Origin of the sequence: Kocuria sabuli, assembly GCF_040981185.1 — a bacterium.
Classification (GTDB): Bacteria; Actinomycetota; Actinomycetes; order Actinomycetales; family Micrococcaceae; genus Kocuria; species Kocuria sabuli.
On record NZ_JAVHZE010000004.1, the window covers coordinates 1 to 23,935 of the forward strand.

Consider the following 23,935-nt stretch of genomic DNA (forward strand, 5'->3'; position numbering starts at 1 on the left):
CCCGACCAGGCCGCCACCGTCACCGCCTTCCTGCACGCCATGGCCACCGCCGTCGACGACACCCAGGAGATCGGCGACGACAGCGAGGGCACCGGCACCGACCACCCCGGCACCGCCGACGAGCCGGACCTGCAGGACGCCCGCGCGGCCGAGGGGGCGCTGACGGCCGGCAGCGTCCTGCTCGGACGGTGCGCTGGGGGCGGTCGCAGGGCCCCAGCGGGCAGGCCGGGCGGCGCAGCCGGTCCCCGGAACTCCGCCGCGGTCGGCGCTCAGTAGGCGGTGCGGGCCGTGTTCGCGGCCCACGCCTCGAAGGGAGCGGTGCGCTCCTGGAGATCGACGGGACGCACCGGCAGGGAGCGCTCCTCCACCGGCTGGGTGAAGTACTCGTGGAACTCGGCGTCGTCGAAGCCCCCGGCCGCGGCGTCGTGCCGGTCGGCGGCGAACCAGACGGCGTGCAGGCGGGCCCACAGGGACGCGGACAGGCACAGCGGGCACGGCTCGCAGCTCGCGTAGAGGGTCGCCCCGGAGAGGTCGAACGTGCCGAGCTCCCGGCAGGCGGTGCGGATGGCCACCACCTCGGCGTGCGCCGTCGGGTCGTTGTCGGCGGTGACGCGGTTGACGCCGGTGAAGCGGCGGCCGTCGGCGGTGACGACCACGGCGCCGAACGGCCCGCCGTCGGCCGTCGCGTTGCCGACCGCGAGCGCGATGGCCTCGCGCAGGTGCTCCCGGGCCTCGGCCGGGACGGGGCTCACTGGTGTGCTCATGCGGAACTCCAGGGGTGGGGCAGGTGCCGCTGGGGAGCTCGCCGAGCCAGAACCGGGGTCCGCGCCGCCGGCGGCCGCTGCGTGATCGGTGGTGCCGTTCTGCCTGGTGGACGGTCCGGTGGCCCGGACCCTCCGTCGGCCTGTCCCGAGGCTACCGGGCAGTGTTCCCGTTCACAACGGTCGCCGCGGACCCGCTTCCGGTACCCCATCGGTCCCAGCACCGCCGCCGCCGTCACCGCCCCCGGTCGGACGGGACCACCGGTTCGGCGCGAGCTGCCGAACCGGTGGTCCCGTGCGCAGCGGCGGGAGCGGGTCAGGCCTCGTCGAAGATCCGCACGGCCATGGTGCCGTGGGTGACCGCTGCGCCGGCGCCCAGGCCTGCGGCCACCATGACCGCCTCGGCGATCTGGGCCTTCGAGGCGCCGGCCTTCTTGGCCTTGGTGACGTGCACCTCGAGGCAGTAGGGGCACTGGGAGCTGATGGCGACGCCGACCGCGATCAGTTCGCGGTGGAGCTGGTCGATGGCGCCGCCGTCCCGCCCGATCGTCCCGTCGAACGTGGCGAAGGCCTGGAACTCCTGCGGGGCCAGCTCCTTGAAGTCGGTCATGCGCTTGAGGTCGTCCGGAGAGTGGTAGTGGTCGGTCACGGTGACGTCCTTTCGGGTCGGGTGTCCCTGACGCTACCGAGATCCGGCCCGGATACCCACCCCCCCCCGCCTGCGGGAGAGCGGCGCGATGGCGGCACCCCGGTCGGTGCGGATCCTCTGCGGAGGAGGCCTCCTGCCGGTGGGGCCCGCTGCGGGGCGCGGTCAGCGGCAGGGCCCGGTCACTTCTCCCAGGGCGCCTTGATCGGGAAGTAGCGCTCCAGGAACTCCGTCATCCGCTCGGCCCGCTCGGCCGCCGGCACCTCGGGGAAGCTGCCGTCGTTGAGGCAGAACATGTCCAGGCTGCGCCGGCCCAGGAGCTTGTCCATCTGCAGCAACCCCGCCCGGGTGGTCGTGTCCACGTACTCGGTGCGCGCGGTGTCCTGGGTCACGGCCCGGCCGGTCAGCAGCGCGTAGTAGTGGTACAGCGAGTTGGTCACCGAGATGTTGTCCGCGGCGCGGAAGCGGCTGGAGGTGGTGCTCCGGAACTCGCGCGGGAACTCCTGCTCCATCTCGGCCACGACGCTGCGCCGCAGCGGGGCGGCGCAGTGCTCCAGGTGCCGGGTGGTGATCCGGCCGAAGCGCTCCCACAGCAGTCTGCGGTTCACCCGGGCCGCGTTCTCGAAGCCCGAGCGCTCGGGATGGCCCTCGCCCAGGCCGATGCGGGTGCTGGCCTCCACGAACTTCGTCACCCCGCCGGGGGAGAAGAACAGGGAGGGGCCGATCTGGCGGCCGAAGAACATGTCGTCGTTGGAGTAGAGGAAGTGCTCGGACAGACCCTCGATGCGGTGCAGCTGCGCCTCGACCGCCTGCGAGTTGTAGACGGGCAGCCCCGAGGTGTCCGCGAAGAACTCCTCGCTGCGCACCAGGCGCACCCGGGGGTGCTCGGCCAGCCAGGCCGGGGGCCGGGAGTCGGTGGCGATGTAGACGGTGCGGACCCAGGGCGCGAACATGTGCACCGAGCGCAGGGCGTACTTCAGCTCGTCGACCTGCCGGAAGCGCGCCTCGTGGTCGTCGCCCTCGCCCACCACGGCACCCTCCATGTAGGAGGCCCGGACCCGCCGGTACTCGGCGTCGGAGCCGTCGACCCACGAGAAGACCATGTCGACCTCGAAGTCGATGTCGCTGGCGTGGTCGGCGAACATGTTCTCGATGGTCGTCCACTGCTGGCCGAAGCGGTGCACGCTGCCGCGCACGGCCTCGGCGCGGGAGACGGTGCGGCGGGTCAGCGAGTTCTCCACCGGCAGGCGGATCTCGTCCTCGCCGAACTCCCAGAGCTCGATCTGCACGCCGGTCGCGGCGCCGTAGTACAGCTTCGAGCGCTTCGAGTAGTGCGGCCGGTAGAGCCGGAACACGCGGGCGTTGCGGCGGTGCGTGAGCTCCCCGTCCGCGAGCAGCTCGGAGGTCTGCTTCTTCGTGTCCATCGGCTTGACGTAGAACGGCTCGCCCACGGCCGCCTCGACGAGGGCCTCGCGCAGCCGCGCGCGGTCGTGCAGGTCCACCGCCACCACGGGCCGCTCGTCGTTGCCCCGGACCAGGAGGTGGTCGATCCCCGCCTCCTCCAGCACGCGGCGCAGGAACAGCAGGTTCTGCACCATGACGTCGTAGGGCGTCTGGTCGGTGATGCTCAGGGCGAAGCGGTTCTTGTAGCGGACCACGTCCGGGCGCTGGTCGAGCGCCGCGGCGGAGGCACGGGACGCGCTGCGGAACTCCTCGCCGTCGGTCCCGTCCTCGGGGGCGGGGAAGTAGGCGGTGTCGATCAGTGCGGTGTCGATGGTCGTCTCCTGTTCCGGGGCAGAAACTGCGGCGTTCTCAGGATAAGACCATGCCGGAGCACGCCGTCACGTCGGCGGCTGGCAGCGCTCGCAGAACCACAGGGCGCGGTCCTGCGGCGGACCGGGGTGCTCCTCGCCGGGGCCGAGCCCGGCGTCGTCGATCCGCGCCTCACGGATCGGGCTCCCGCAGCGCCGGCACTGCTGCCGGCCCCGGCCGTAGACCCAGAACTGCTCGCCGCGCCGGGCCGGGCCGCCCACGGTGGAGCGCTGCGGGCGGTCCCGGTTGGCGTGCAGCAGGCGGTGGGAGAGGTCCACCACGGCGCCGAGGTCCGGGACCTCGGCCACCGGGGTGAAGGGGTGCAGGCGCTGAAGGAAGAGGATCTCGTTGCGGTAGACGTTGCCGATCCCGGCGAGGTTGCGCTGGTCCATCAGCGCGGCGGCCACGGGCCGGCGCGGGTGCCGGGAGAGCCGGGCCAGGGCCTCGGCCCGGTCCCAGCCCGGGCCGAGCAGGTCGGGGCCCAGATGGCCGACGAGCTCGTCCTCGTCGGCCGTGGCCACGAGGTCCAGCATCCCGAGGTCGAAGCCCACCGCCTGGGCCCCGGCGGTCTCCAGGACCGCCCGGGCCTGGTAGCCGGGACGCCGCCAGCGGGCGCCGCGCGGGTAGACGTGCCACATCCCCTCCATGAGCAGGTGGGAGTGCAGGGTGAGCGGCACCGAGCCCTCCGGCCCGGCGTCCAGGCGGATCAGGAGGTGCTTGCCGCGCGGGAGCACCGCGGTCACGGTGCGCCCGGAGAGGTCCGCGGTGGCGATCGACGGAACGCGCAGGTCGCTGCGCGTGAGGACCTGCCCGGCCAGGGCGCGGCGCAGCAGCGCGGCCTGGCGGTAGACGGTGTCACCCTCGGGCACGGCGGCCTCCTTCCACGGGCGCCCCGGTCACCGGCGCATCCTCAGTCCGCGCGGGGTCGAGTAGAAGCCGCCGGCCAGGAGGGACTCCCGGACCGCGGTCTCGACCGGGCCGTGGCCCAGGACCCCTGTGCCGTTGACCTTCTCGACCGTGAGCTTGTCGACCGCCCCGCGCCGGACGGTCTCGGCCACGGCCGGGCCGGCAGCGGACAGGGCGGCCGTGTCGTCCGTGAACGCGAGGACCGTCCGGCCGCCGCGCTCCACGTACAGGGCCAGGGCGCCGTCCACGAGCACGACGACGGCGCCCGCCTTGCGCCCGGGCCGGTGCCGTCCCGCGGGCGCGGCCTCGCCGTCCGGGGAGGCCGCGGCGACCGGCTCCGGCCACTCGAGGGCGGCCCCGTAGGGGTTGGCCGGATCGGTCGCGGCCAGCGCCAGCGCCACGGGCTCCTCGGCGCGTACCTGGTCGTCGGTGCTGAACGTGCGCAGGTGGTCCACGGTGGCCGCCTGGGCGAACTGGGCGGCGCCCAGTCCCTCGATGAAGTAGCCGCGGCGGGCCCGGCCGGTGTCCTCCAGGGTGGAGAGCACCTTGTAGACCGTGGCGAAGCCGCCGGGGATCTCCTCGACCGCCACGGGCCCCTTGGTCACCACCCCATAGCGGTCCATGAGCAGCTCGGCGGTGGCCGAGGCCCGCAGCGTGGGGTCGAGGGGCTCGGGGCGCAGCATCGACCAGCGCCCCGCCACCAGCGGCGAGTCGTGGCGCTCCAGGGTGGCCGGCCCGCTCGTGACCCGCAGCGCCCCGCCGCTGCCCGGCCGGGACGCGCTGCCGCCGGGGCGCAGCCGGGCCGCGCCCCGGCGGACCGTGGAGCGGCCCCGCGGGGCCCGGGCCTGGTGCCGGTGGGCGGCCTGGCCGCCGGCGAGCAGCGAGCGCACCGGCAGGAAGGTGTCGTTGGTGACCAGTCCCGCCCAGACAAGGTTCCACAGCGCCGTGGTCAGCTCGGCGGCGGGCACCGGCCCCCCGTCGGACTCGAGCAGCCCCAGCAGCTGCGGGAAGAACCACGCGCCACCCGGGGCGAGGACGTCGAGCACGCGGCGCTCGAGGGTGGAGTCCAGGGCGGCCGCCGCCACGGCGAGGGTCTCGGCGGGGGGCAGGGTCAGCTGGGCGGCCTCGCTCAGGTGCAGGGACACCCACCCGTCGTCGCCGGCCAGGGAACCGGCCCCGGACCAGAGGATCTCCCCGGACGCGGTGAGCTCGTCGAGCAGCTCGGGCCGGTAGTCCGCCACCCGGGCCGCGAGCACGAGCGGCTCCCAGGCCGAGGCGGGGACGGCGACGCCGGCCAGCTGATCCACGACGGTGAGCACGCCGTCCTCGCCGCGCAGCTGGTGCCCCCGGCCCACGTGCTGCCAGGCCGGCAGGAACCGGGCGTACACCTGGCCCGGCACCGGCTCCACGTCGCGGCGCAGCGCGGCCAGCGAGCGGCGCCGGATCCGGCGCAGCACCTCCGCCTCGCACCACTCGGACGCGGCCGGCCCTGCCCCGCCGGCGTCCGGGCGCACCGGCCGGAACTCGCCCTCGACCACGCGCCGGTCCGCGGCGAGCCGCTCCAGCGTGGTCCGCACGACGGCCGCGCCCAGCCCCAGCCGCGCGGCGGCCTCGTCCACGGTGAAGGGCCCGTGGGTGCGGGCGTAGCGGGAGACGAGGTCGGCCAGCGGGTCGTCCACCGGTTCGACGAACGCCAGAGGCACCCCCATGGGCAGGGGCACGCCCAGGGCGTCGCGCAGCCGGGAGGCGTCCTCGATCGCGGCCCAGTGCTCCACCCCGCGCAGGTGCACCCGCAGGGCCCGGTTGGCGGCCACGAGCCGCTCCAGCCACCCGGCGGCGACGGCCTCGGGGCAGGCGGCGTCCTGGTCCTCCGGGTCCTGGAGCCGCCGGGCGGCCTCGGCCGTGGTGAGGGGTCCGAGCAGGCGCAGCAGGTCCGCGGCCCCCTCGATCCCGCGCAGCCGGCGGTCCGCGGCCAGGCGCTGCAGCTCCGCCTCCGTGCGCTCGATGACCTCCGGGTCCAGCAGCTCCCGCAGCTCGGCGCGGCCGAGGAGCTCGTTGAGCAGAGCGGCGTCGAGGGAGAGCACAGCCGCCTTGCGCTCGGCGAGCGGGGAGTCCCCCTCGTAGAGGAACTGGGCGACGTAGCCGAACAGCAGGGTGCGGGCGAACGGGGACGGCTGCTCGGTGGTGGTCTCGACCACCCGGATCGCCCGCCGCTCCACGGCCCGGTGGAGCTCCTGGAGGGCGGGCAGGTCGTAGACGTCCTGCAGGCACTCCCGCACCGTCTCCAGGATGATCGGGAACTGCGGGTACTTCCGGGCGACGTCCAGCAGCTGCGCGGAGCGCTGGCGCTGCTGCCACAGCGGCGTGCGCCGGCCGGGATCGCGCCGGGGCAGCAGCAGGGCGCGGGCGGCGCACTCCCGGAAGCGGGAGGCGAACAGCGCCGAGCCGCCCACCTCCTCGGTCACGATCCGGTCCAGCTCGTCGGGGTCGAACAGGAACAGCTCCGCCCCGGGGGGCTCGTCCTCCATGGCCGGCACGCGCAGCACGATGCCGTCGTCGGCCGCCTGCGCGGAGCCGTCCAGCCCGTAGCGCTCGTGCAGCCGCGCCCCCACGGCCAGCGCCCACGGGGCGTGCACGGGCATCCCGAAGGGCGAGTGCAGCACCACCCGCCAGTCGCCGAGCTCGTCGTGGAAGCGCTCGACGACGAACAACCGGTCCGAGGGGACCTGTCCCACAGCCTCCTTCTGCTCGCCCACGTAGGCGAGCAGGTTGTCGGCGGCCCACTGGTCCAGGCCGGCCGCGCTCAGGCGGGCGCGGGCCTCGTCCTCCGCGGCCCCCGCGATCTCCCGGTTGAACCGGCCCAGGGCCCGGCCCAGCTCCACGGGCCGGCCGGGGCCGTCGCCGTGCCAGAACGGGAGCTTGCCGGGGACCCCCGGGGCGGGGGAGACGATCACCCGGTCGTGCGTGATCTCCTCGATCCGCCAGCTGGAGGCGCCCAGCGCGATGACGTCGCCCACCCGCGACTCGTAGACCATCTCCTCGTCGAGCTCGCCGACCCGCCGGGAGTTCTTCCCGTCCTGCTCGCCCACCAGGTAGACCGCGAACAGGCCGCGGTCCGGGATGGTCCCGCCGGAGGTCACCGCCAGCCGCTGCGCCCCGGGCCGGCCCTCGATCGTGCCGGTCTCCCGGTCCCACACGATGCGGGGCCGCAGCTCGGCGAACTCGTCGGAGGGGTAGCGGCCCGAGAGCAGGTCCAGGGTCGCGTCGAAGGCGGAGCGGGGCAGGCTGAGGAACGGGGAGGAGCGGCGGACGGTGTCGAACCACTCCTCGACCTCGACGGGTCCCAGGGCGGTGGCGGCGACGGTCTGCTGCGCCAGCACGTCCAGCGGGTTCAGCGGCACCGCGAGCGGCTCGATCCGCCCCTGCAGCATCTGCTCGACCGTGACGGCCGCGTCCAGAAGGTCCCCGCGGTGCTTGGGGTAGAACCGGCCGCGGGAGACCTCGCCCACCTGGTGGCCCGCGCGGCCCACACGCTGCAGCCCCGAGGCCGCCGAGGGCGGGGCCTCGATCTGGACCACGAGGTCCACCGCCCCCATGTCGATGCCCAGCTCCAGCGAGGACGTGGCCACCACGCACCGCAGCCGCCCGGTCTTGAGGTCGTCCTCGATGACCGCCCGCTGGTCCTTCGAGACCGACCCGTGGTGGGCGCGGGCCAGCACGGGGGCCGCGCCCTCGTAGCGGCCGGTCTGCCGGCGCAGGTCCGCGGGCTCGGCGGCGGCGGCCCCGCCGGCCGCCGCCCCGTTGCCCCCGGACAGGGCGGACCGCAGCACCTCACCGAGCTGCTGGGGCGCGGATCCCGCCGGGAGTCCGCGCGCACCGTCGTCGTCGGGCGGATCGGATCCGTTCCGGCCGGCGCCGTCCGGGTCCGTGTGCTCCACCCGGAAGGCGTGGATCTCGTTGAGCCGCGCCGTGAGCTTCTCGGCCAGGCCGCGGGAGTTGGCGAACACGATGGTCGACCGGTTCTCGAGCACGAGGTCCACGACCCGCTCCTCGACGTGCGGCCAGATCGACGCGGTGGTCGTGGGCGCCAGGGCGTCGAGGTCGTCGTCCCCGAAGCCGGACCCGGCCAGGGACGGCGAGGCGCTCGGCCCGCCCAGCACCGTCATGTCCGGGATCGGCACCGAGACCGTGAGGTCCCACCTCTTCTCCGACCGCGGCGCGACGACGGACACCGGCTCCCGCCCGCCCAGGAACCGGGCGACGGTCTCGACCGGCTCGACGGTGGCCGACAGCCCGATGCGCTGCACCGGCTTCTCCAGCAGGGCGTCCAGCCGCTCCAGGGTGAGGGCCAGGTGCGCCCCGCGCTTGGTCCCGGCCACCGCGTGGACCTCGTCGACGATCACGGTGTGCACGTCCGTGAGGGTCTCCCGGGCCTTGGACGTGAGCATCAGGTACAGCGACTCGGGCGTGGTGATGAGGATGTCCGGGGGACTGGACAGCAGGGCCCGGCGCACAGCCTGCGGGGTGTCCCCGGAACGCACCCCCACACTGACCTCCGGCGGCTCGACCCCGGCGTGGCGGGCGGTCTGGGAGATGCCGATCAGCGGCGCCCGCAGGTTGCGCTCCACGTCCACGCCCAGCGCCTTGAGCGGGGAGATGTAGAGCACCCGGGTGCCGCGCCGCTCGCCCCGGGCGCTCGCGGAGCGGGCCTTGGCGCGCAGGCTCCCGCCGTCCGCGCCGGCCCGGGCCGTGCTCGCCCCCGCCCCGGGTCCGCGGCGGGGCGCCGCGGCGGTGCTCCCGGGCGGTGGCGTCCCGGGCCCAGGGTCCGCGGCGGCCTCGGCCACGAAGCGGTCCAGGGCCCACAGGAACGCGGCCAGGGTCTTGCCCGAGCCGGTGGGTGCCACGATCAGGGCGTGGCGCCCTGCGGCGATCGCCCGCCAGGCGCCCTCCTGGGCGGCCGTGGGCGCGGCGAACGCACCCGAGAACCAGGCCCGGGTGTGCTCGGTGAACAGGTTCAGCGCCGGGTCAGGCACCGAAGCCCTGGATCTCGAGCTGCTGGATGCCGGGGCCGGTGCAGGCCTCGGCGGGGAAGGGGACCACCACGGACTCCGTGCTCTCGGGCGGGTAGACGCGCAGTCCCGCGGCCTCGCGGGCATCGCACGCCGCGTGGTTGCCGGCTCCGCTCATGCGCAGCGCGGCGGTGGCGGACTCGCCGGGGGCGAGGACCCGGCCGGTCCCGGGGACGCCGGCGTCCCGCACCGCCGGGACGCCGACGGCCGTGCCGGCCGCGTCGACGAAGGAGACCCCGGGATAGCCCCCGAGGACGCAGGGCTCCTCGGCCGCGTTGGTCACGGTGACGTCCACGTAGACCGACCCCGCGGCGCCTCCCGCGGGAGCGGCGGAGACGTCCAGCGCAGAGGTCGCGCACCAGCCGGTGCGGGAGGCGGCCGTGCCTCCTGCACCGGCGGCGCCTCCTGCGGCGGAGTCGCCGGAGTTCCTGCTCTCCTCGGCCGGGTCGCCGGAGGTCGTGCTCCCCTCAGTGGGGTCGACGGCGGGCTCCTGCGCACCGGGGGAGCCCGTGGGCCCGTCCGCCGGTGCGGGCGGGCCGGCGGGCTCGGCGGTGGCCTGCTCGTCGGCCCGCTCGTCGGCCCGCTCGTCGGCCGTTCCCGCGGTGTCCCCGGTGTCGTTCCCCGTGCCCTCCCCCGCGGCGGACTCCGCCGGGGCGGGGGAGGCGCTCTCGCTCGCCGCGGGGGCACCGGCGGTGCCGGCCTGCTCCGGCTGCTCGCCGCCGCAGGCGGTCAGCGCCAGGGCGGAGGCGAGGGCCAGCGCACCCAGGGCGGGCCGGGGAGCGGGGGAGAGCGAAGACATGGGCGATATCCTCCTCGTGCGGACGTCGTGGCGGGCCACGCCTTGAGGAGGGGGCCCTCCCAGGGCCTTCATTCTAGGCAGGGCCACCGACACGCCGGCCGGGAGCGGCACCGGCGGTGCCGCTCCCGGTACGGGCGCTACCGCTCGCCGGCCTCCTGCGGGGGCAGCGCGGCGCGCATCACCTCGGCGAGGTGGACGCCGTCGGCGCCGGTGCCCTGGGCGATCTGGGTGCGGCACGAGAAGCCGTCGGCGAGCACGATCGTCCCGTCCGCGGCGTCGCGGATCGCGGGGAACAGCTCCCGCTCGCCGAGGGTCTGCGAGACCTCGTAGTGGCCCGGCTCGAACCCCCAGTTGCCCGCCAGCCCGCAGCAGCCGCCGCCGACCACGGCGGTGTCCACGCCCAGCTTCTCCAGCACCTCGAGCTCGGGGCCGTAGCCGAGCATGGACTTCTGGTGGCAGTGCACCTGGCACAGGGCCTCGGCCGGTCCCGCCTCGGTGGCCAGCTCCTGGAACGGCCACGGGCCGCCCTCGGCCAGGTGGCGGGCCGCGAACGCGCCGATCGTCGTCGTCAGCTCGGAGACGCGCCGGGCGCGGGGGTCGTCGGGGAGCAGCTCCGTGATCTCGTCCTGGAGCATGACCGTGCACGAGGGCTCGAGCCCGATGATCGGGTACCCGGCCTCCAGCAGCGGCTCCATCACGTCGAGGGTCTGGCGCAGCACCTTCTGCGTCATGTCCAGCTGCCCGGTGGAGTGCCAGGTCAGCCCGCAGCAGACGTTGCCCATGGGCAGCAGCACCCGGTAGCCCATGGCCTCGAGCACCTCCACAGCGGCCTTGCCGGGGGCGTCGGCGGAGAAGTTCGTGAACGTGTCCGGCCACAGCACCACGGTGGGCCGGCCGTCGGCGTCGTCGCCGGGGCGGCGGGCGGCGGAACGGCCGCGGAACCACCGGGTGAGCGGCTGGTCGGCGAAGGAGATCATCCGCCGCTTCGGCTCGATCCCGCCCAGGCGCTTGGTCAGCTCCTCGACGGCCCGGTTCGACTCCAGCACGTTGATCAGCCGGAAGGAGAAGGGCACCCTCTCCACGATCCGCATCAAGAGCGGCATCCAGCCCATCGTGAACTGCGCCATGGGCCGCCGGTCCCGGCCCAGGAAGGAGAGCAGGCCGTGCCGGTAGTGGTGGTGCAGGAACTCGGCCTTGTACGTGGCCATGTCCACGTTGACCGGGCACTCGGTGGCGCAGGCCTTGCAGGACAGGCACAGGTCCAGGGCCTCGAGGGTCTCCTTCGACTTCCAGCCGTCCGTGATCGACTCCCCGCGCAGCATCTCGGCCAGGGAGCGGGCGCGGCCCCGGGTCGAGTGCACCTCGTCGTGGGTCGCCTGGAAGGACGGGCACATGGCGCCCACGTCCGAGCGGCAGGAGCCCACGCCCACGCACCGGTTCACGGCGCTGGAGAAGGATCCGCCGTCGCGGGAGAACGCGTGCACGGGCGTGAGCGCGAACGTCCGCGCCCCGGGACCGGGACGGATGCCCCGGTCGATGGGCTCGGGGTCCACGAGCACGCCCGGGTTGAAGAACCCGTCCGGGTCGAAGACGCGCTTGAACTCCGCGAAGGAGGCCAGTGCCTCGGGGGAGTAGATGGTGGCGAGCAGCTCGGAGCGGGCGCGGCCGTCGCCGTGCTCCCCGGAGACCGAGCCGCCGTAGCGGTGGACCAGCTCCGCGGCGCGCTCGATGAACGTGCGGTAGGTCGCCATCCCGTCGTCGGTGCCGAAGTCGAAGGAGATGCGGATGTGCACGCAGCCCTCCCCGAAGTGCCCGAAGGGTATGCCGGTGAGCCCCAGCTCGTGCAGCAGGTCGTAGAGGTCCCGCAGGTACTCGCCCAGGCGTGCGGGCGGGACCGCGGAGTCCTCCCACCCCGGCCAGGCCTCCCCGCCCTCGGGCAGGCGGGTCACGATGCCCGCCCCGGCCTCGCGGATCCGCCACAGGGCCTTGGCCTCGGCCGCGCCGGAGACGGTCACGGAGTCCACGACGTTCTCGGGGACGAGCCCCGGCAGCTCCCGCGCCCGGGCCTCGGCCTCCTCCAGGGTGTCCGCGCCGACCTCGCAGTAGAGCCAGCCGCCGCCGCGGGGCAGCTCGCCGCCGGCGCGCTCCTGACCGGGCCGGGTGCGCAGGGCGTCGAGCAGATCGGAGCCCATGCCCTCGATCGTGTACACCCCGGGCACGCGCAGCTTCGGCGCCGCGGTGGCGGCCTCGAACGCGTCCTGGAAGCCCAGCACGGCCAGCGCGGTGTGGGCGGGCTTGCGGACCAGGCGGACCGTGAGCTCGGTGATGACCCCGCAGGTGCCCTCCGTCCCGGCGAAGGCCTTGGCGGTGTCGAAGCCCTTCTCCCCGAGCAGGTAGTGCAGCCCGTACCCGGAGACCTGGCGGGGGAACTGGCCCAGCTCGGTGCGCAGCATCGCCAGGTGCCGGTCCCGGATCCCGGTCAGCGCCCGGTTGAGCTGCGGGTCGGAGGTCCCGCCCTCGCGCAGCTCGACCTCCCGGCCGTCGGCGAGCATGACCTTCAGCGAGACGAGGTTGTCCGCGGACGTGCCCCAGGCCACGGAGTGGGAGCCGCACGCGTTGTTGGCGACCATCCCGCCGATCGTGCAGCGGGAGTGCGTCGAGGGGTCCGGGCCGTAGGTCAGGCCGAACTCGGAGGCCGCCGCGCGCAGCTGGTCGCAGATCACGCCCGGCTGGATCGTGGCGGTCATCGCCTCGGGGTCGATCGACAGGATCCGGTTGAAGTGCCGGGAGGTGTCGATGACCAGGCCCTCGCCGATCGCGTTGCCCGCCACCGACGTCCCGCCCCCGCGCGAGACCACCGGCCACCCGCGCTCCTGGGCGAGCGCCAGCAGCTCGCGGACCTCCTCCACGCTGCGCGGCTCGGCCACCGCCTCCGGCAGCCGCCGGTAGATGGACGCGTCGGAGACGTAGGCGGCGCGCGTGGTGAGGTCGTCACGGATGTCGGTCATGGGTCCACTTCCTGCGCGCCGGCAACGCCGGTCCGTCCGGGGGGCTGGTCAGAGCGGGCTGTGCCGTCCCCGCAGGGACGACGGGCTCACCACTCGGGGGCGATGGTGACCTCGGCGCCGTCGAGGTCCTCCGACCACTCGACCTGGCAGCTGAGCCGGGAGGTGTCGTGGCGGGTGTCGTCGAGCATGTCGAGGAGGTCCTCCTCCTCGTCGTTGATGTCGTTGGCCTTCGCGAAGGCGCCCTGGTCGAGGTACGAGTGGCAGGTCGAGCAGGACGCGTTGCCGCCGCACGTGGCGAGGATCGGGTACTTGTGCCGGGTGAGGGCCTCCATGAGGCTCTCGAAGTCCTTCCACTCGACACCCTCGGTGCGGTTGCCCTCGCGGTCGATCACGGTGATGTTGATGCTGCTCACTTCGATGGCCTCCTCGGGGCGTGGTGGCCCCTGGTCTCGACGTCGGAAATCCCGCCGCCCATTGTACGGTCGCGCGGCGGGTGCCCCGGACGCGGACGTGCTCAGCCGGAGGCCGGCAGGGGCCGGATCGTCAGGGACTGGGCGACCTGGCCCAGGTAGCCGGCCTCGTCGTGCAGCGCGGACTCGGTGAGGCCCACCCCGGTGCCGCCGAAGGTGACGTGCGTGTCGAGGCCCACCCAGGCGGAGACGGGCTCCCGGACCAGGTGCACGGCGAGGTCCACGTTGGGGAAGGCCAGCTCGTCCGGGCCGACCCGCACGGCGATGCCGTTGGCGGCGTCCACCGCCGCGAGGAACTGCGCCGTCGTGGAGGCCTGCTCCCCGGCGACGACGGCGTGCGGCGCGCGCAGCCACATGGCCGCCCGGCCGGGCCGGTGCTCGCGCACGGTCCGGCCCTCGAGGGAGGCGATGTAGCCGCCGGGCCACCGGCCGGTCATGTCCGCGGACGCCGCGCCGGCCACCGGGGGCAGGGCCTCCCGGTGCGTGCCGGCGGACCCGGCGGTCTCGCCCCGGACCAGTCGCCACACGCTCAGCCGGATGCACGAGCGGCCCGCGTGGCTCATCGTCGCCTCGACCAGCTCGATGGTGCGCCCCGGGCGGAGCACGCGCGTGGTGACCTCCACCTCACCGCCGGGGATGAAGCCGAGGATGTCGTAGGAGAAGCGCACGGGCAGGAGGTCGTCGCGGGGGTGGTCGACCTCCACGGCGTGGGCGAGCAGCCCCGAGGCGGCGCCCATGTGCTGCTCGGCGTCGTTCCACGCGCCCTGCGAGTGCAGCGTCGAGCGGAACCTGGTTCCGTCCAGCCGCACGAAGTAGGCGTCCGGGTACTCCTCCCCGTCCGTCCCCAGGTGTCCGAGTGCCTGCGCCGACGCCGTCATGGTGCACCTCTCTGCTCGGCGCCCGCCGGGCGGCGGGCTGTGAACGGCACCACGGTAGCCGGTGCCGGTCGCCGTCGTCGGCACGCCCCCGCCGCCCGGGCTACTCCGGGGGCCGGGAGTTCCCGGGCTGCTGCGGCGGCTCCGCCAGCAGACCGCGCAGCTCCGCGAGCTCACGGCTCAGCCGTTCGACGTGGGCCACGGTCACGACCGTGCTCTTCTCCTCCTCCTCGGCGACCTGCTGGATGAGCCACGACGCCAGGGTCGCGGTGACCACGCCCAGGAGCGCGATGCCGTAGAGCATCAGGGCGACCGCGATGAGCCGGCCGGTCGGCGTCACGGGGTACAGGTCGCCGTAGCCGACGGTGGTGACGCTGACGACGGCCCACCACAGGGCGTCCCCGAAGTTCGTGATGAGGGACCCGGGGCGGTTCCGCTCGGCGTCGTACATGGCGAGGGCCGCGATGTAGACGAGCAGACAGGACCCGCCGGTGACGTAGACGATGACCCGGCCCCGGAGGGCGGTGCCGGCGACCCGGTGGAGCACGTTGAGGGCCGTGAGCAGGCGCAGCAGCCGCAGCGGCCGCAGCATCGGCAGGGTGACGATCACGAGCTCGTGCAGGTTGCGGAAGAACCAGGAGCGCCGCTCGGGCGCCAGGGCGAGGCTGACGACGTAGTGGGCGACGAACAGCAGCCAGATGCCCTGGAGGGTCGTGTGGGCCACGCCGGAGGGGATCGTCCCGGGGGAGAGTACCTCCCAGCTGTACACGGCCAGATAGGTGAAGGCCGCGAGCATGACCGGCCATTCCGTGAGTTCGGTCCACCGCTCCAGAGTCATGGCTCCAGTAAACCCCTCCCCCGCAGGCCGGGCCCGCCGTCCCGGAGGGGCGGCTCCGCGGGCGGCCGTGCTCGTCGTGCGGCCGGACGGGCCGGGCATGACGGAGGCCCCTGCCTCCCCGGGATCCCGGGGAGGCAGGGGCCTCGTTCTACGCGGTGACGGAGGGATTTGAACCCTCGTTGGCTCTTACACCAAACATCATTTCGAGTGATGCACCTTCGGCCGCTCGGACACGTCACCAGCTCGCAGTACTGTACCGGCTGGCGCGCTCAACCACCAAAACCCCCCGTGTCCCCGGGAGGGGGACCCGGCGGGCCGTCGTCGCGCCCGCCGCGCCGGTGCCCGGCGAAGAAGTCGAGGAGCAGGCGCGAGCACTCCTCCTGCAGGACGCCCCCGGTCACCTCCACCCAGTGGTTGAGCCGTCGCTCCCGGAGCACGTCGAGGACGGAGCCCGCGGCCCCGGCCTTGTCGTCCCACGCGCCCAGCACCACCCGGGGCACACGGGCCAGGACGACGGCTCCGGCGCACATCGCGCACGGCTCCAGGGTGACCACGAGCGTGCAGCCGTCGAGGCGCCAGGTGGCCAGTGCGCGGGCTGCCTCCCGCAGGGCCAGGACCTCGGCGTGGGCCGTGGGGTCGCCGTCGGCCTCCCGGCGGTTGCGGCCCCGGCCGAGCACCGTGCCGTCCGCGGCGACGACGACGGCGCCGATCGGCACGTCCTCGGTCGCCAGGGCGGCCCGGGCCTCCGCGAGGGCGAGCCGCATCCACTCCTCGGCGCGGGCCTCGGTGCGGGTGCGTGGGGGCAGGGCCATGCGGGTCATCTCCTGGGCGGGGTCGGCGGACCGGGCGGGCGCCGCGGCGGGGGCCGGGAACCCGGTGGTAATTTTGGTCCATGCGAGTGACCGTTCTCGACCACCCACTGGTGGCGCACAAACTGACCGTCCTCCGGGACAAGAACACCACGTCCCCGGTGTTCCGACTGCTCGTCGAGGAGCTCGTGACGCTGCTGGCGTACGAGGCCACCCGGAGCGTCCGCGTGGAACCGGTGGAGATCGACACACCGGTCACCCGGACCACCGGGGTCGGGCTGTCGAAGCCCCGGCCGCTGGTCGTGCCGATCCTGCGGGCCGGTCTCGGCATGCTCGAGGGCATGACCCGGCTGATCCCCACGGCCGAGGTGGGCTTCCTGGGCATGGCCCGCAACGAGGACACCCTCGACATCATCACGTACGCCGAGCGTCTGCCCGACAACCTCACCGGGCGCCAGGTCTTCGTGCTCGACCCGATGCTCGCCACGGGCGGGACGCTGCGCGAGGCGATCAAGTTCCTCTACCGCCGCGGCGCCGAGCAGATCACGTGCGTCTGCCTGCTCGCGGCCCCCGAGGGGCTGGCAGCCCTGGAGGAGGAGCTCGGGGACTCCGAGGTGAACATCGTCCTGGCCGCGAGGGACGAACGGCTCGACGAGAATGCGTACATCGTCCCGGGGCTCGGCGACGCCGGTGATCGGCTCTACGGCGTGGTGGACTGAGCACCGCCCCCGGAAATCAGCGGATCCGCCGCCCTGAAGGCCCGCCGACCCCGTCGGCGGGCCTTTCGCGTACCCAGAACACCGTGTCCGGATGCTGAGACGCGATATCCATCGAAAGAACGCTCTTGACATCGCGAAGTCGTTTGTGCTTGGGGTCCGGAAGGCTACCAGGAATGCTCAGAAGCCTGATTTTTCGCGGAACAGGGGCTCCGGAGGGGCGCGGGGCGCGGGTGAAGGAGGTTCATTTTGGTGCGGGGTTTCGATGGCTGTCGTCCTCGTCTCACATCGTGAGAAAGTGTCGAGAATATTACTTGCGTGTTCGACAGCACTGGTGGACCATGAGATCAACGCCACTGTCAGGGATCTTTCAGCTTCGCGGGGACCGTCCCCGGGAAACACGGAGCCGGGAATCCGGGAGCTGGGAGTGGTGGGGTCGGTCCGAGGGGCGGAGCGACCCGGGTCGGGCGGAGGACGCCCACCGGACGACGGCAGAGACGAGGGCACCAAATGCCAGGCACACCGGGATACGTGCACATTTCTCAGCGCAACCGCACGAGCGAGGCGCGTGGCGCCCGCCGTCCGGCCACGGCTCCCGATCGGGCGCCGGCGGCGCCCGCCGACTACCGCAGTCTCCGCAGCACGATCGGGGCCATGCCCGCCGCGCCCGGGGAGCCGCCGCTTCCCACGCGCCTGCAGCGGGAGAGCACGCCACGGCCGCAGGTCCAGGAGAACGAGGCCCGCGGCTTCGTGATCTACGTGGGTCTCAACGAGGAGATCGCCGCCGCGAACGGCACCTCACTGGTCAAGATGGTCCAGAGTATCCGGGCGTACGCCCAGCAGCTGGTCCCGGAGGCCGACTCCTACGCCGCGGTCGCCCTGGCCCCGGCCAACACCTCGGGCACCGACCTCGAGGTCGTCCGCAACGCCCTCGGTGACCCCACCTCGGGGACCGTGCGCCCCGCGGCCCCCGCCGCACCGGCGCCGGCGCCCGAGACCAGGACCAACCAGTCCAACGGCGTGCTCATCGACCTCTCCCGGAGGGAGGTCTTCCTCGACGGCGGACTGCTCAACCTGACCTTCAAGGAGTTCGAGCTGCTGAACTACCTCGTGGAGAACGGCAGCCGCACCGTCGGCCGGCACGAGCTGCTGCACAGCCTGTGGCGGGACTCCGAGGAGGTGCCGAACGAGCGCACCATCGACGTGCACATCCGGCGCCTGCGCTCCAAGCTCGGCCGGCTCGCCAACACCGTGCGCACCGTCCGCGGCCAGGGCTACCGCTTCTACGAGCACCCCGAGGTCGTCGTGTGGGCGGCCCCCGAGTACTCCATCTGATCCGTTCCCGACCCGTGCAGGCCCCGGCTCTCCTCCGCGACGCGGAGACGCCGGGGCCGTCCCGTGCCGGGCGGGCGCGTGGCATCATGAACCGATGACCCGCCACGACCGCAAGAAGCTCGTCCTCATGCGCCATGCGGAGGCGGAACACCCGTGGGGTGTGACCGACCACGACCGCCCGTTGCACCGGAGCGGGGCCGCGGACGCCGCCGCGGCCGGCCGGTGGCTGCTGGCGCAGGGCCACGTGCCGGACATGATCCTGTGCTCGAGCGCCCTGCGCGCCCGGCAGACCTGCACCTGGGTGTGCAGCGTCCTCGGTGACCTCGCGCCCACGGCCCGGCTCGACGAGTCGCTCTACGGCGCCGCGGACGCCCGGATCATCGCGGCGGTCAACCACGTGCCGGACACCGTGGAGTCCCTGCTGCTCATCGGCCACCTGCCGGGCCTGCGCGACGCGGCCCTGCGCCTGGCCACACCGGACTCCGACTACGACGCCGTGATGGCCCTCGCCGACGGCTGCCCCACCTCCGGGCTGGCGGTCCTCGAGGTCCCCGGGACCTGGTCCGAGCTGGACGGCGCCGACGCCCGGCTGGTGGACTTCACCGTGCCGCGGCCGCCGTCGGGGGACCGCTGAGCCGCGGGTCCGCCACCGGGGCGGGCGGCGACCGGGAACGAGAAGGAGCGAGGATGCGACAGACGGTGTTCACCCCGTCCGGGGACCGCGTGGGCGCGGTCGGGTTCGGGGCCATGGGCATGAGCTGGGTCTACGACCGGCACGGGCTGACCGAACGGCAGAAGCACGAGGTGCTCCACCTCGCGGTGGACCTCGGGATGAACTTCGTGGACACCGCCGTGCTCTACGGCGGGGGAGCGAACGAGGAGCTCGTGGGCGCGGCACTCGGGGCCCGCCGCGACGAGGTGTTCCTCTGCTCCAAGACGGGCCTGCGCGCCGCCTCCCTCGAGCCTCCCCGGACCGAGCGCTGCGGGCGCCCGGAGGAGGTGCGCCGGTCGGTCGAGGACAGCCTGCGCCGGCTGCGCACCGACGTCGTGGACCTCTACTACCTCCACCGGGTCGACCCGGACGTACCCCTCGAGGAGACGTGGGGCGCGATGGGCGAGCTCGTGCGTGCCGGGAAGGTGCGCCACGTGGGTCTGTCCGAGGTCAGCACGGAGCAGGCGGACCGGGCGCACGCGATCCACCCGGTCGCCGCGATCCAGTCGGAGTACTCGCTGTGGACCCGCAACCCCGACGGGTCGGGGCCCACCTCCGACGGCGACCCCTCCGGGGACGTCATCTCCTGGTGCGCCGGCCGCGGCGCCGTGTTCGTCCCCTTCTCCCCGCTGGGCCGCGGCTACCTCGCCGGCACGCTCGCCGGCCGGACGTTCTCGGCCGCAGACTTCCGCTCCCGCAACCCCCGGTTCACGCCCGAGGCCATGGCGGCCAACGAGGACACCGTGCTCGGACCGCTGCACGAGGTCGCCCGGCGGCACGGGGTGTCCCCGGCGGCGGTGGCGATCGCGTGGACGACGGTGCGGGGCGAGCACGTCCTGCCGATCCCGGGCACCACCGACCCCGTCCACCTGCGCGAGGACGCCACGGCCGCGGAGCTGCGGCTCGCGGACGAGGACCTCGAGCTGCTGGACGGCGTCGTGGCCACCGGCGACCGGTACTGAGCCGGAGCCCGTCGTGCGCGCCGTCGTCTGCGGGGCCGGCATCGCGGGGCTGGCCCTCGCCGGGTGCCTGGGCCGGAAGGGCTGGGGCGTGGTGGTCCTGGAGCAGTCGCCCCGGCCCCGGGAACAGGGCTACATGATGGACTTCTTCGGCCCCGGCTGGGACGCCGCCGAGGCCATGGGGGTGCTGCCCGCCGTGCGGGAGCTCGGCTACGCCGTGGACCGGCTCAGCTACGTGGACGACCGCGGCCGGGACCGGGCGGGGCTGCCCGTCGCCCGGTTCGCCGGTGCCCTGGACGGGCGCCTCACCAGCGTGATGCGCCCGGACCTCGAGCGGGTCCTGCGCGAGCACGCCGAGGGCGTGGCCGAGCTGCGCTTCGGCGTGCGCGTGACCGGGGTCCGCACCCGGCCCGGCGGAGCGGCCGCCGTGCTCGACGACGGCACCGAGCTGGACGCCGACCTGCTGGTCGGCGCCGACGGGATCCACTCCGCGGTCCGCCGCGGCGCGCTCGGTCCGGAGGAGCGCTTCCGGCGGGGTCTGGGGCTGCACACGGCGGCGTACGTTTTCGAGGACCCGGAGGCGTACCGGCAGGTGGGCCCCCGCTTCTGTCTCACGGACAGCATCGACCGGGCGATGGGCTTCTACGGGCTGCGCGACGGGCGCGTGGCGGCCTTCGCCGTGCACCGCACGGACGAGGTGTCCCTGCCGGCCGACCCGCGCGCGAGACTGACCGAGGTCCACGGCTCCCTCGGCTGGATCGTGCCCCGGGCCCTGGCGGCGTGCCCGGCCGCCGGCCAGGTGTACTACGACCAGGTCCTCCAGGTGGAGGTGCCGCGCTGGAGCGCGGGCCGGACCGTGCTGCTCGGGGACTCCGGCCAGGCGGTCTCCCTGCTGGGCGGTCAGGGTGCCTCGCTGGCGGTCGCCGGCGCGTGGCTGCTCGCCGAGCGGCTGTCCCGCGCCGCGTCGGTGGAGGAGGCGCTCGGGAGCTGGGAGCGGCGCTGGCGCCCCGTGGTCGCCGAGAAGCAGCGCGTGGCCCGCGACGGGGCGCAGTGGTTCCTGCCCGCCTCCCGTACGCGCCGCCGGGCCCGCCGCCTCGCGCTGCACCTGGCCGCCCTGCCCGGGCTGGACGCGGTGGTCACCCGGGGAGTGGTGGGCCGGGCCGGGGGTGACATCCACGCCCTGGCGGCGCGCGCGGACTGAGCGGCCCGGAGCTCCCGCGCCCCTGCTCCCCGGGCCGGCGCACGAAAAAGCCCCTCACCGGCATTCCTGCCGGTGAGGGGCTTTTTTCTGTGGTGCGCCCGAAGGGATTCGAACCCCCAACCTTCTGATCCGTAGTCAGATGCTCTATCCGTTGAGCTACAGGCGCATCGGCTTCCCGGCGTCACCGCCGTCCAAGCCGGGTACAACTCTACATGCGGGCCCCGGCAGCGCAAAATCCGGCGGCGGCCCCGTCCGCGGACCGTCGCGCGCGTAATCCTGCTGGGGCGGGCCGGATCCGGAGGCTAGGATGGGCCCACATCACAGTAGAGACCGGCCGCCCACCTCCATGCCGCTCACTGTGGGCCCGGCACGACCGGGTCGGGTGTTCGATGACGAGCGCCACCACGAGAGCCCCGGGCGGTCGGCGGACGGCCTCAACGAGGAGACATGTCAATGGCTGACAACCCCACTGCAACGACGGAGACGACCGGGCTGACCGAGGCTGTGACGAGCGCGCTGGACAACGCCCCCACCACCCACGCGCACCTCCTCGGGTGGGTGCGCGAGATGGCGGAGCTGACCCAGCCGGACCGCATCCACTGGGTCGACGGCTCGGAGGACGAGTGGAAGCGGCTCACCGACGAGCTCGTGGACGCCGGCACCTTCGTGCGCCTGGACGAGGAGCAGTTCCCCAACTCCTTCGCCGCGTTCTCCGACCCGGACGACGTCGCCCGCGTCGAGGAGCGCACCTTCATCTGCACCAAGACCGAGAAGGGTGCGGGTCCCACCAACAACTGGGAGGACCCGGAGGTGATGAAGGCGTCCCTGCGCAAGAGGTTCCGCGGCGCCATGCGCGGGCGGACCATGTACGTCATCCCCTTCGTCATGGGCCACCTCGAGGCCGCCCGGCCGAGCTACGGCGTCGAGATCACCGACTCCGCCTACGTGGTGTGCTCGATGCGCATCATGGCGACCATCGGCACCCCCGTGCTCGAGAAGATGACCGAGCAGAACGGGTTCTTCGTCGAGTGCCTGCACTCCCTCGGAGCCCCGCTGGCCCCGGGCGAGGAGGACGTCCCCTGGCCCTGCAACCCGGCCAAGTACATCGTGCACTTCCCCGACGACCGTGCCATCTGGTCCTTCGGTTCCGGCTACGGCGGCAACGCCCTGCTGGGCAAGAAGTGCTACGCCCTGCGGATCGCCTCGGCCATCGCCCACGACGAGGGCTGGCTGGCCGAGCACATGCTCATCCTGAAGGTCACCAACCCCGAGGGCGAGAGCAGGTTCATCTCCGCCGCCTTCCCGTCCGCGTGCGGCAAGACGAACTTCGCGATGCTCGAGCCCACGATCGAGGGCTGGAAGGCGGAGATGGTCGGCGACGACATCGCCTGGATCCGTTTCGGCAAGGACGGCCAGGCCCGCGTGACCAACCCCGAGGCCGGGCTCTTCGGCGTGGCCCCGGGCACCGGCTGGCCCACCAACCCCAACGCCATGCGCGCCATCGCCCGGGGCAACACCATCTTCACGAACGTTGCGCTCACCGACGACGGCGGCGTCTGGTGGGAGGGCATGACCGAGGAGGTCCCCGAGCACCTGATCGACTGGAAGGGCCGCGAGTGGACCCCGGACTCCGGCCGGCCGGCCGCGCACCCGAACTCCCGGTTCTGCACCCCCATCAAGCAGGTCGACATCCTGGCCCCCGAGTACGACGACCCCGAGGGCGTGCCGCTGTCCGCGATCGTCTTCGGCGGGCGCCGCAAGACCACGGTGCCGCTGGTCTCGCAGGCCTTCGGGTGGGAGCACGGTGTCTTCCAGGGCGCCACGCTCTCCTCGGAGACCACGGCCGCGGCCAAGGGCGCCGTCGGCGTGGTGCGCCGCGACCCGATGGCCATGCTCCCGTTCATCGGCTACAACGCCAACGACTACCTCGCGCACTGGGTCGAGATCGGTGAGCGCGTGGGCGAGGAGAACATGCCGGAGGTCTTCTACGTCAACTGGTTCCGCCGCACCCCGACCGGCGGGTTCGCGTGGCCCGGCTTCGGCGAGAACTCCCGGGTGGTCAAGTGGATCGTCGAGCGCCTCGACGGGACCGCCGGCGGCCGGGAGACCCCGATCGGCACCGTGCCCACCCCGCAGGACCTGGACCTGACTGGCCTGGAGATCGCCGACGAGGACCTCGAGGCCGCCCTGGCGGTCGACGTCGAGGAGTGGAAGGCGGAGCTGCCCAGCATCGACGGGTGGTTCCAGAGGCTGGGCCACGTCCCCGAGTCGATCGTCGAGCAGCGCGCCGGCCTGGAGAACCGCCTGCACCAGGCCTGAGCCGCGGCCCCGGGCAGCACCCGGGGCCGCCGGACCGACGGAGGGGTCTCCCGCACCGGGAGGCCCCTCCGTCGTGCGTGGGAGAATGGGAGGGCCCCCGCCGGACGGCCGGGCGCGCCGGGAACCGGGAAGGAGCAGCCATGAGGACCGAGAGGGCACGGCCGTGCGGCTGACGGCGTTCTCCGACATCGCCCTGCGGGTCCTGCTGCTGACCGGTGCCGCCCCCGAGGGTGCGAAGCTCACCACCCGCGCCATCGCCGAGGGGGTCGGTGCGCCCTACCACCACGTGACCAAGACCGTGGGCCGGCTGAGCGGGCTCGGCCTGCTCGCCTCGAGCCGCGGCCGCACCGGCGGGGTGTCCATCACCCCCGCCGGCCTGGACGCCACCGTGGGGGCGCTGCTGCGCGAGCTCGAGGCGGGCTCCGCGATGGTCGCCTGCGAGGCCCCGGACGGGGACTGCCCCCTGGACCACGGGTGCCGGCTGCGCCGGGCCCTCGCGGACGCCCGGGAGGCCTTCTACCGCGCGCTCGACGACGTGCGCGTGCGCGACCTCGTGAGCGAACGGCAGGTGGGCCCGGTGCTCGTGTCCATCGGGATGCGGCCGCCGGAGCCGCCCGGACGCCACGTCGCGGATGCGGCGTCACCGATTGCTTAATAAAGCATTTCAGATGCTAGTTTCAGGGTGTCAGATCCCGGCACC

19 protein-coding genes and 2 tRNA genes are annotated in these 23,935 nt (G+C 73.9%); 8 read left to right on the forward strand and 13 right to left on the reverse strand.

What is annotated here, in order from left to right:
- Window positions 1-276: hypothetical protein (locus RE027_RS05600; protein ID WP_368807267.1), on the forward strand; the 276-nt coding region annotated here is incomplete at its 5' end.
- On the opposite strand, the gene RE027_RS05605 is transcribed toward RE027_RS05600, so the two are convergent.
- The 12 genes from RE027_RS05605 to tadA form a co-directional block, all read right to left on the reverse strand.
- Window positions 270-764, reverse strand: a complete 495-nt coding sequence (locus RE027_RS05605; protein WP_368807268.1) for a nucleoside deaminase — start codon at window positions 762-764, stop codon at window positions 270-272. The genes RE027_RS05600 and RE027_RS05605 overlap by 7 nt on opposite strands.
- A gap of 313 nt (window positions 765-1,077) precedes the next feature.
- A complete protein-coding gene (locus RE027_RS05610; protein ID WP_368807269.1) occupies window positions 1,078-1,410 on the reverse strand; it encodes a carboxymuconolactone decarboxylase family protein in 333 nt (110 codons plus the stop codon).
- Window positions 1,411-1,589: 179 nt separating this feature from the next.
- Window positions 1,590-3,065, reverse strand: coding sequence for a stealth family protein (locus RE027_RS05615; protein WP_368807270.1), 1,476 nt, complete (start codon window positions 3,063-3,065; stop codon window positions 1,590-1,592).
- A 183-nt stretch (window positions 3,066-3,248) separates the two neighbouring features.
- Entirely contained in the window at window positions 3,249-4,088 is an 840-nt protein-coding gene (locus tag RE027_RS05620) for a DNA-formamidopyrimidine glycosylase family protein (protein ID WP_368807271.1), read from the reverse strand.
- A 27-nt stretch (window positions 4,089-4,115) separates the two neighbouring features.
- On the reverse strand, window positions 4,116-9,158 hold the full coding sequence (locus tag RE027_RS05625; RefSeq protein WP_368807272.1) for an Lhr family ATP-dependent helicase: 5,043 nt from the start codon (window positions 9,156-9,158) through the stop codon (window positions 4,116-4,118).
- Window positions 9,151-9,993 (reverse strand): DUF4232 domain-containing protein, encoded by an 843-nt coding sequence (locus tag RE027_RS05630; protein ID WP_368807273.1) that lies wholly within the window; start codon window positions 9,991-9,993, stop codon window positions 9,151-9,153. Before RE027_RS05630 ends, RE027_RS05625 begins: the two co-directional genes overlap by 8 nt.
- 137 nt (window positions 9,994-10,130) lie before the next feature.
- Entirely contained in the window at window positions 10,131-13,001 is a 2,871-nt protein-coding gene (locus tag RE027_RS05635) for an FAD-binding and (Fe-S)-binding domain-containing protein (RefSeq protein WP_368807274.1), read from the reverse strand.
- Window positions 13,002-13,087: 86 nt separating this feature from the next.
- Entirely contained in the window at window positions 13,088-13,414 is a 327-nt protein-coding gene (locus RE027_RS05640) for a 2Fe-2S iron-sulfur cluster-binding protein (protein WP_368807275.1), read from the reverse strand.
- A gap of 101 nt (window positions 13,415-13,515) precedes the next feature.
- Complete coding sequence (locus RE027_RS05645; protein WP_368807276.1) at window positions 13,516-14,349, reverse strand: thioesterase family protein; 834 nt, start codon at window positions 14,347-14,349, stop codon at window positions 13,516-13,518.
- A 100-nt stretch (window positions 14,350-14,449) separates the two neighbouring features.
- Window positions 14,450-15,184, reverse strand: coding sequence for a potassium channel family protein (locus RE027_RS05650; protein ID WP_368807277.1), 735 nt, complete (start codon window positions 15,182-15,184; stop codon window positions 14,450-14,452).
- Between the two features lie 153 nt (window positions 15,185-15,337).
- Window positions 15,338-15,424 (reverse strand) — tRNA-Ser (locus tag RE027_RS05655).
- Window positions 15,425-15,453: 29 nt separating this feature from the next.
- A complete protein-coding gene (gene tadA / locus RE027_RS05660; protein ID WP_368807278.1) occupies window positions 15,454-15,996 on the reverse strand; it encodes a tRNA adenosine(34) deaminase TadA in 543 nt (180 codons plus the stop codon).
- A gap of 80 nt (window positions 15,997-16,076) precedes the next feature.
- Here tadA and upp point away from each other — a divergent pair, with 80 nt between their 5' ends.
- The 5 genes from upp to RE027_RS05685 all read left to right on the forward strand — a co-directional run bounded on the left by upp (window position 16,077) and on the right by RE027_RS05685 (window position 20,916).
- On the forward strand, window positions 16,077-16,712 hold the full coding sequence (gene upp, locus RE027_RS05665) for a uracil phosphoribosyltransferase (protein WP_368807279.1): 636 nt from the start codon (window positions 16,077-16,079) through the stop codon (window positions 16,710-16,712).
- A 507-nt stretch (window positions 16,713-17,219) separates the two neighbouring features.
- Window positions 17,220-18,044: a winged helix-turn-helix domain-containing protein gene (locus RE027_RS05670; RefSeq protein ID WP_368807280.1), complete on the forward strand. Its 825-nt coding sequence runs from the start codon at window positions 17,220-17,222 to the stop codon at window positions 18,042-18,044.
- 94 nt (window positions 18,045-18,138) lie between these two features.
- Window positions 18,139-18,678 carry a SixA phosphatase family protein gene (locus RE027_RS05675; RefSeq protein WP_368807281.1) on the forward strand — a complete coding sequence of 180 codons (540 nt, stop codon included), beginning with the start codon at window positions 18,139-18,141 and terminating at the stop codon, window positions 18,676-18,678.
- 53 nt (window positions 18,679-18,731) lie between these two features.
- Complete coding sequence (locus RE027_RS05680; RefSeq protein WP_368807282.1) at window positions 18,732-19,718, forward strand: aldo/keto reductase; 987 nt, start codon at window positions 18,732-18,734, stop codon at window positions 19,716-19,718.
- 13 nt (window positions 19,719-19,731) lie between these two features.
- The gene (locus RE027_RS05685) at window positions 19,732-20,916 is read left to right on the forward strand and encodes an FAD-dependent monooxygenase (protein ID WP_368807283.1); all 1,185 of its coding nucleotides are present in this window, start codon (window positions 19,732-19,734) and stop codon (window positions 20,914-20,916) included.
- Between the two features lie 90 nt (window positions 20,917-21,006).
- Here RE027_RS05685 and RE027_RS05690 read toward each other — a convergent pair.
- Window positions 21,007-21,082 (reverse strand) — tRNA-Arg (locus tag RE027_RS05690).
- A gap of 287 nt (window positions 21,083-21,369) precedes the next feature.
- Between RE027_RS05690 and RE027_RS05695 the strand changes: the two genes are divergently transcribed.
- Both RE027_RS05695 and RE027_RS05700 read left to right on the forward strand, forming a co-directional pair.
- Window positions 21,370-23,235, forward strand: a complete 1,866-nt coding sequence (locus tag RE027_RS05695) for a phosphoenolpyruvate carboxykinase (GTP) (protein WP_368807284.1) — start codon at window positions 21,370-21,372, stop codon at window positions 23,233-23,235.
- Between the two features lie 163 nt (window positions 23,236-23,398).
- Window positions 23,399-23,890 carry an RrF2 family transcriptional regulator gene (locus tag RE027_RS05700; protein WP_368807285.1) on the forward strand — a complete coding sequence of 164 codons (492 nt, stop codon included), beginning with the start codon at window positions 23,399-23,401 and terminating at the stop codon, window positions 23,888-23,890.
- Window positions 23,891-23,935: the final 45 nt, after the last annotated feature.

Coding starts and splice junctions, on each gene's coding strand:
- RE027_RS05605 (WP_368807268.1), bottom strand. CDS start 764: ATGAGCACACCAGTGAGCCCCGTCCCGGCCGAGGCCCGGGAGCACCTG.
- RE027_RS05630 (WP_368807273.1), bottom strand. CDS start 9,993: ATGTCTTCGCTCTCCCCCGCTCCCCGGCCCGCCCTGGGTGCGCTGGCC.
- RE027_RS05635 (WP_368807274.1), bottom strand. CDS start 13,001: ATGACCGACATCCGTGACGACCTCACCACGCGCGCCGCCTACGTCTCC.
- RE027_RS05645 (WP_368807276.1), bottom strand. CDS start 14,349: ATGACGGCGTCGGCGCAGGCACTCGGACACCTGGGGACGGACGGGGAG.
- RE027_RS05650 (WP_368807277.1), bottom strand. CDS start 15,184: ATGACTCTGGAGCGGTGGACCGAACTCACGGAATGGCCGGTCATGCTC.
- tadA (WP_368807278.1), bottom strand. CDS start 15,996: ATGGCCCTGCCCCCACGCACCCGCACCGAGGCCCGCGCCGAGGAGTGG.
- upp (WP_368807279.1), top strand. CDS start 16,077: ATGCGAGTGACCGTTCTCGACCACCCACTGGTGGCGCACAAACTGACC.
- RE027_RS05670 (WP_368807280.1), top strand. CDS start 17,220: ATGCCAGGCACACCGGGATACGTGCACATTTCTCAGCGCAACCGCACG.
- RE027_RS05675 (WP_368807281.1), top strand. CDS start 18,139: ATGACCCGCCACGACCGCAAGAAGCTCGTCCTCATGCGCCATGCGGAG.
- RE027_RS05680 (WP_368807282.1), top strand. CDS start 18,732: ATGCGACAGACGGTGTTCACCCCGTCCGGGGACCGCGTGGGCGCGGTC.
- RE027_RS05695 (WP_368807284.1), top strand. CDS start 21,370: ATGGCTGACAACCCCACTGCAACGACGGAGACGACCGGGCTGACCGAG.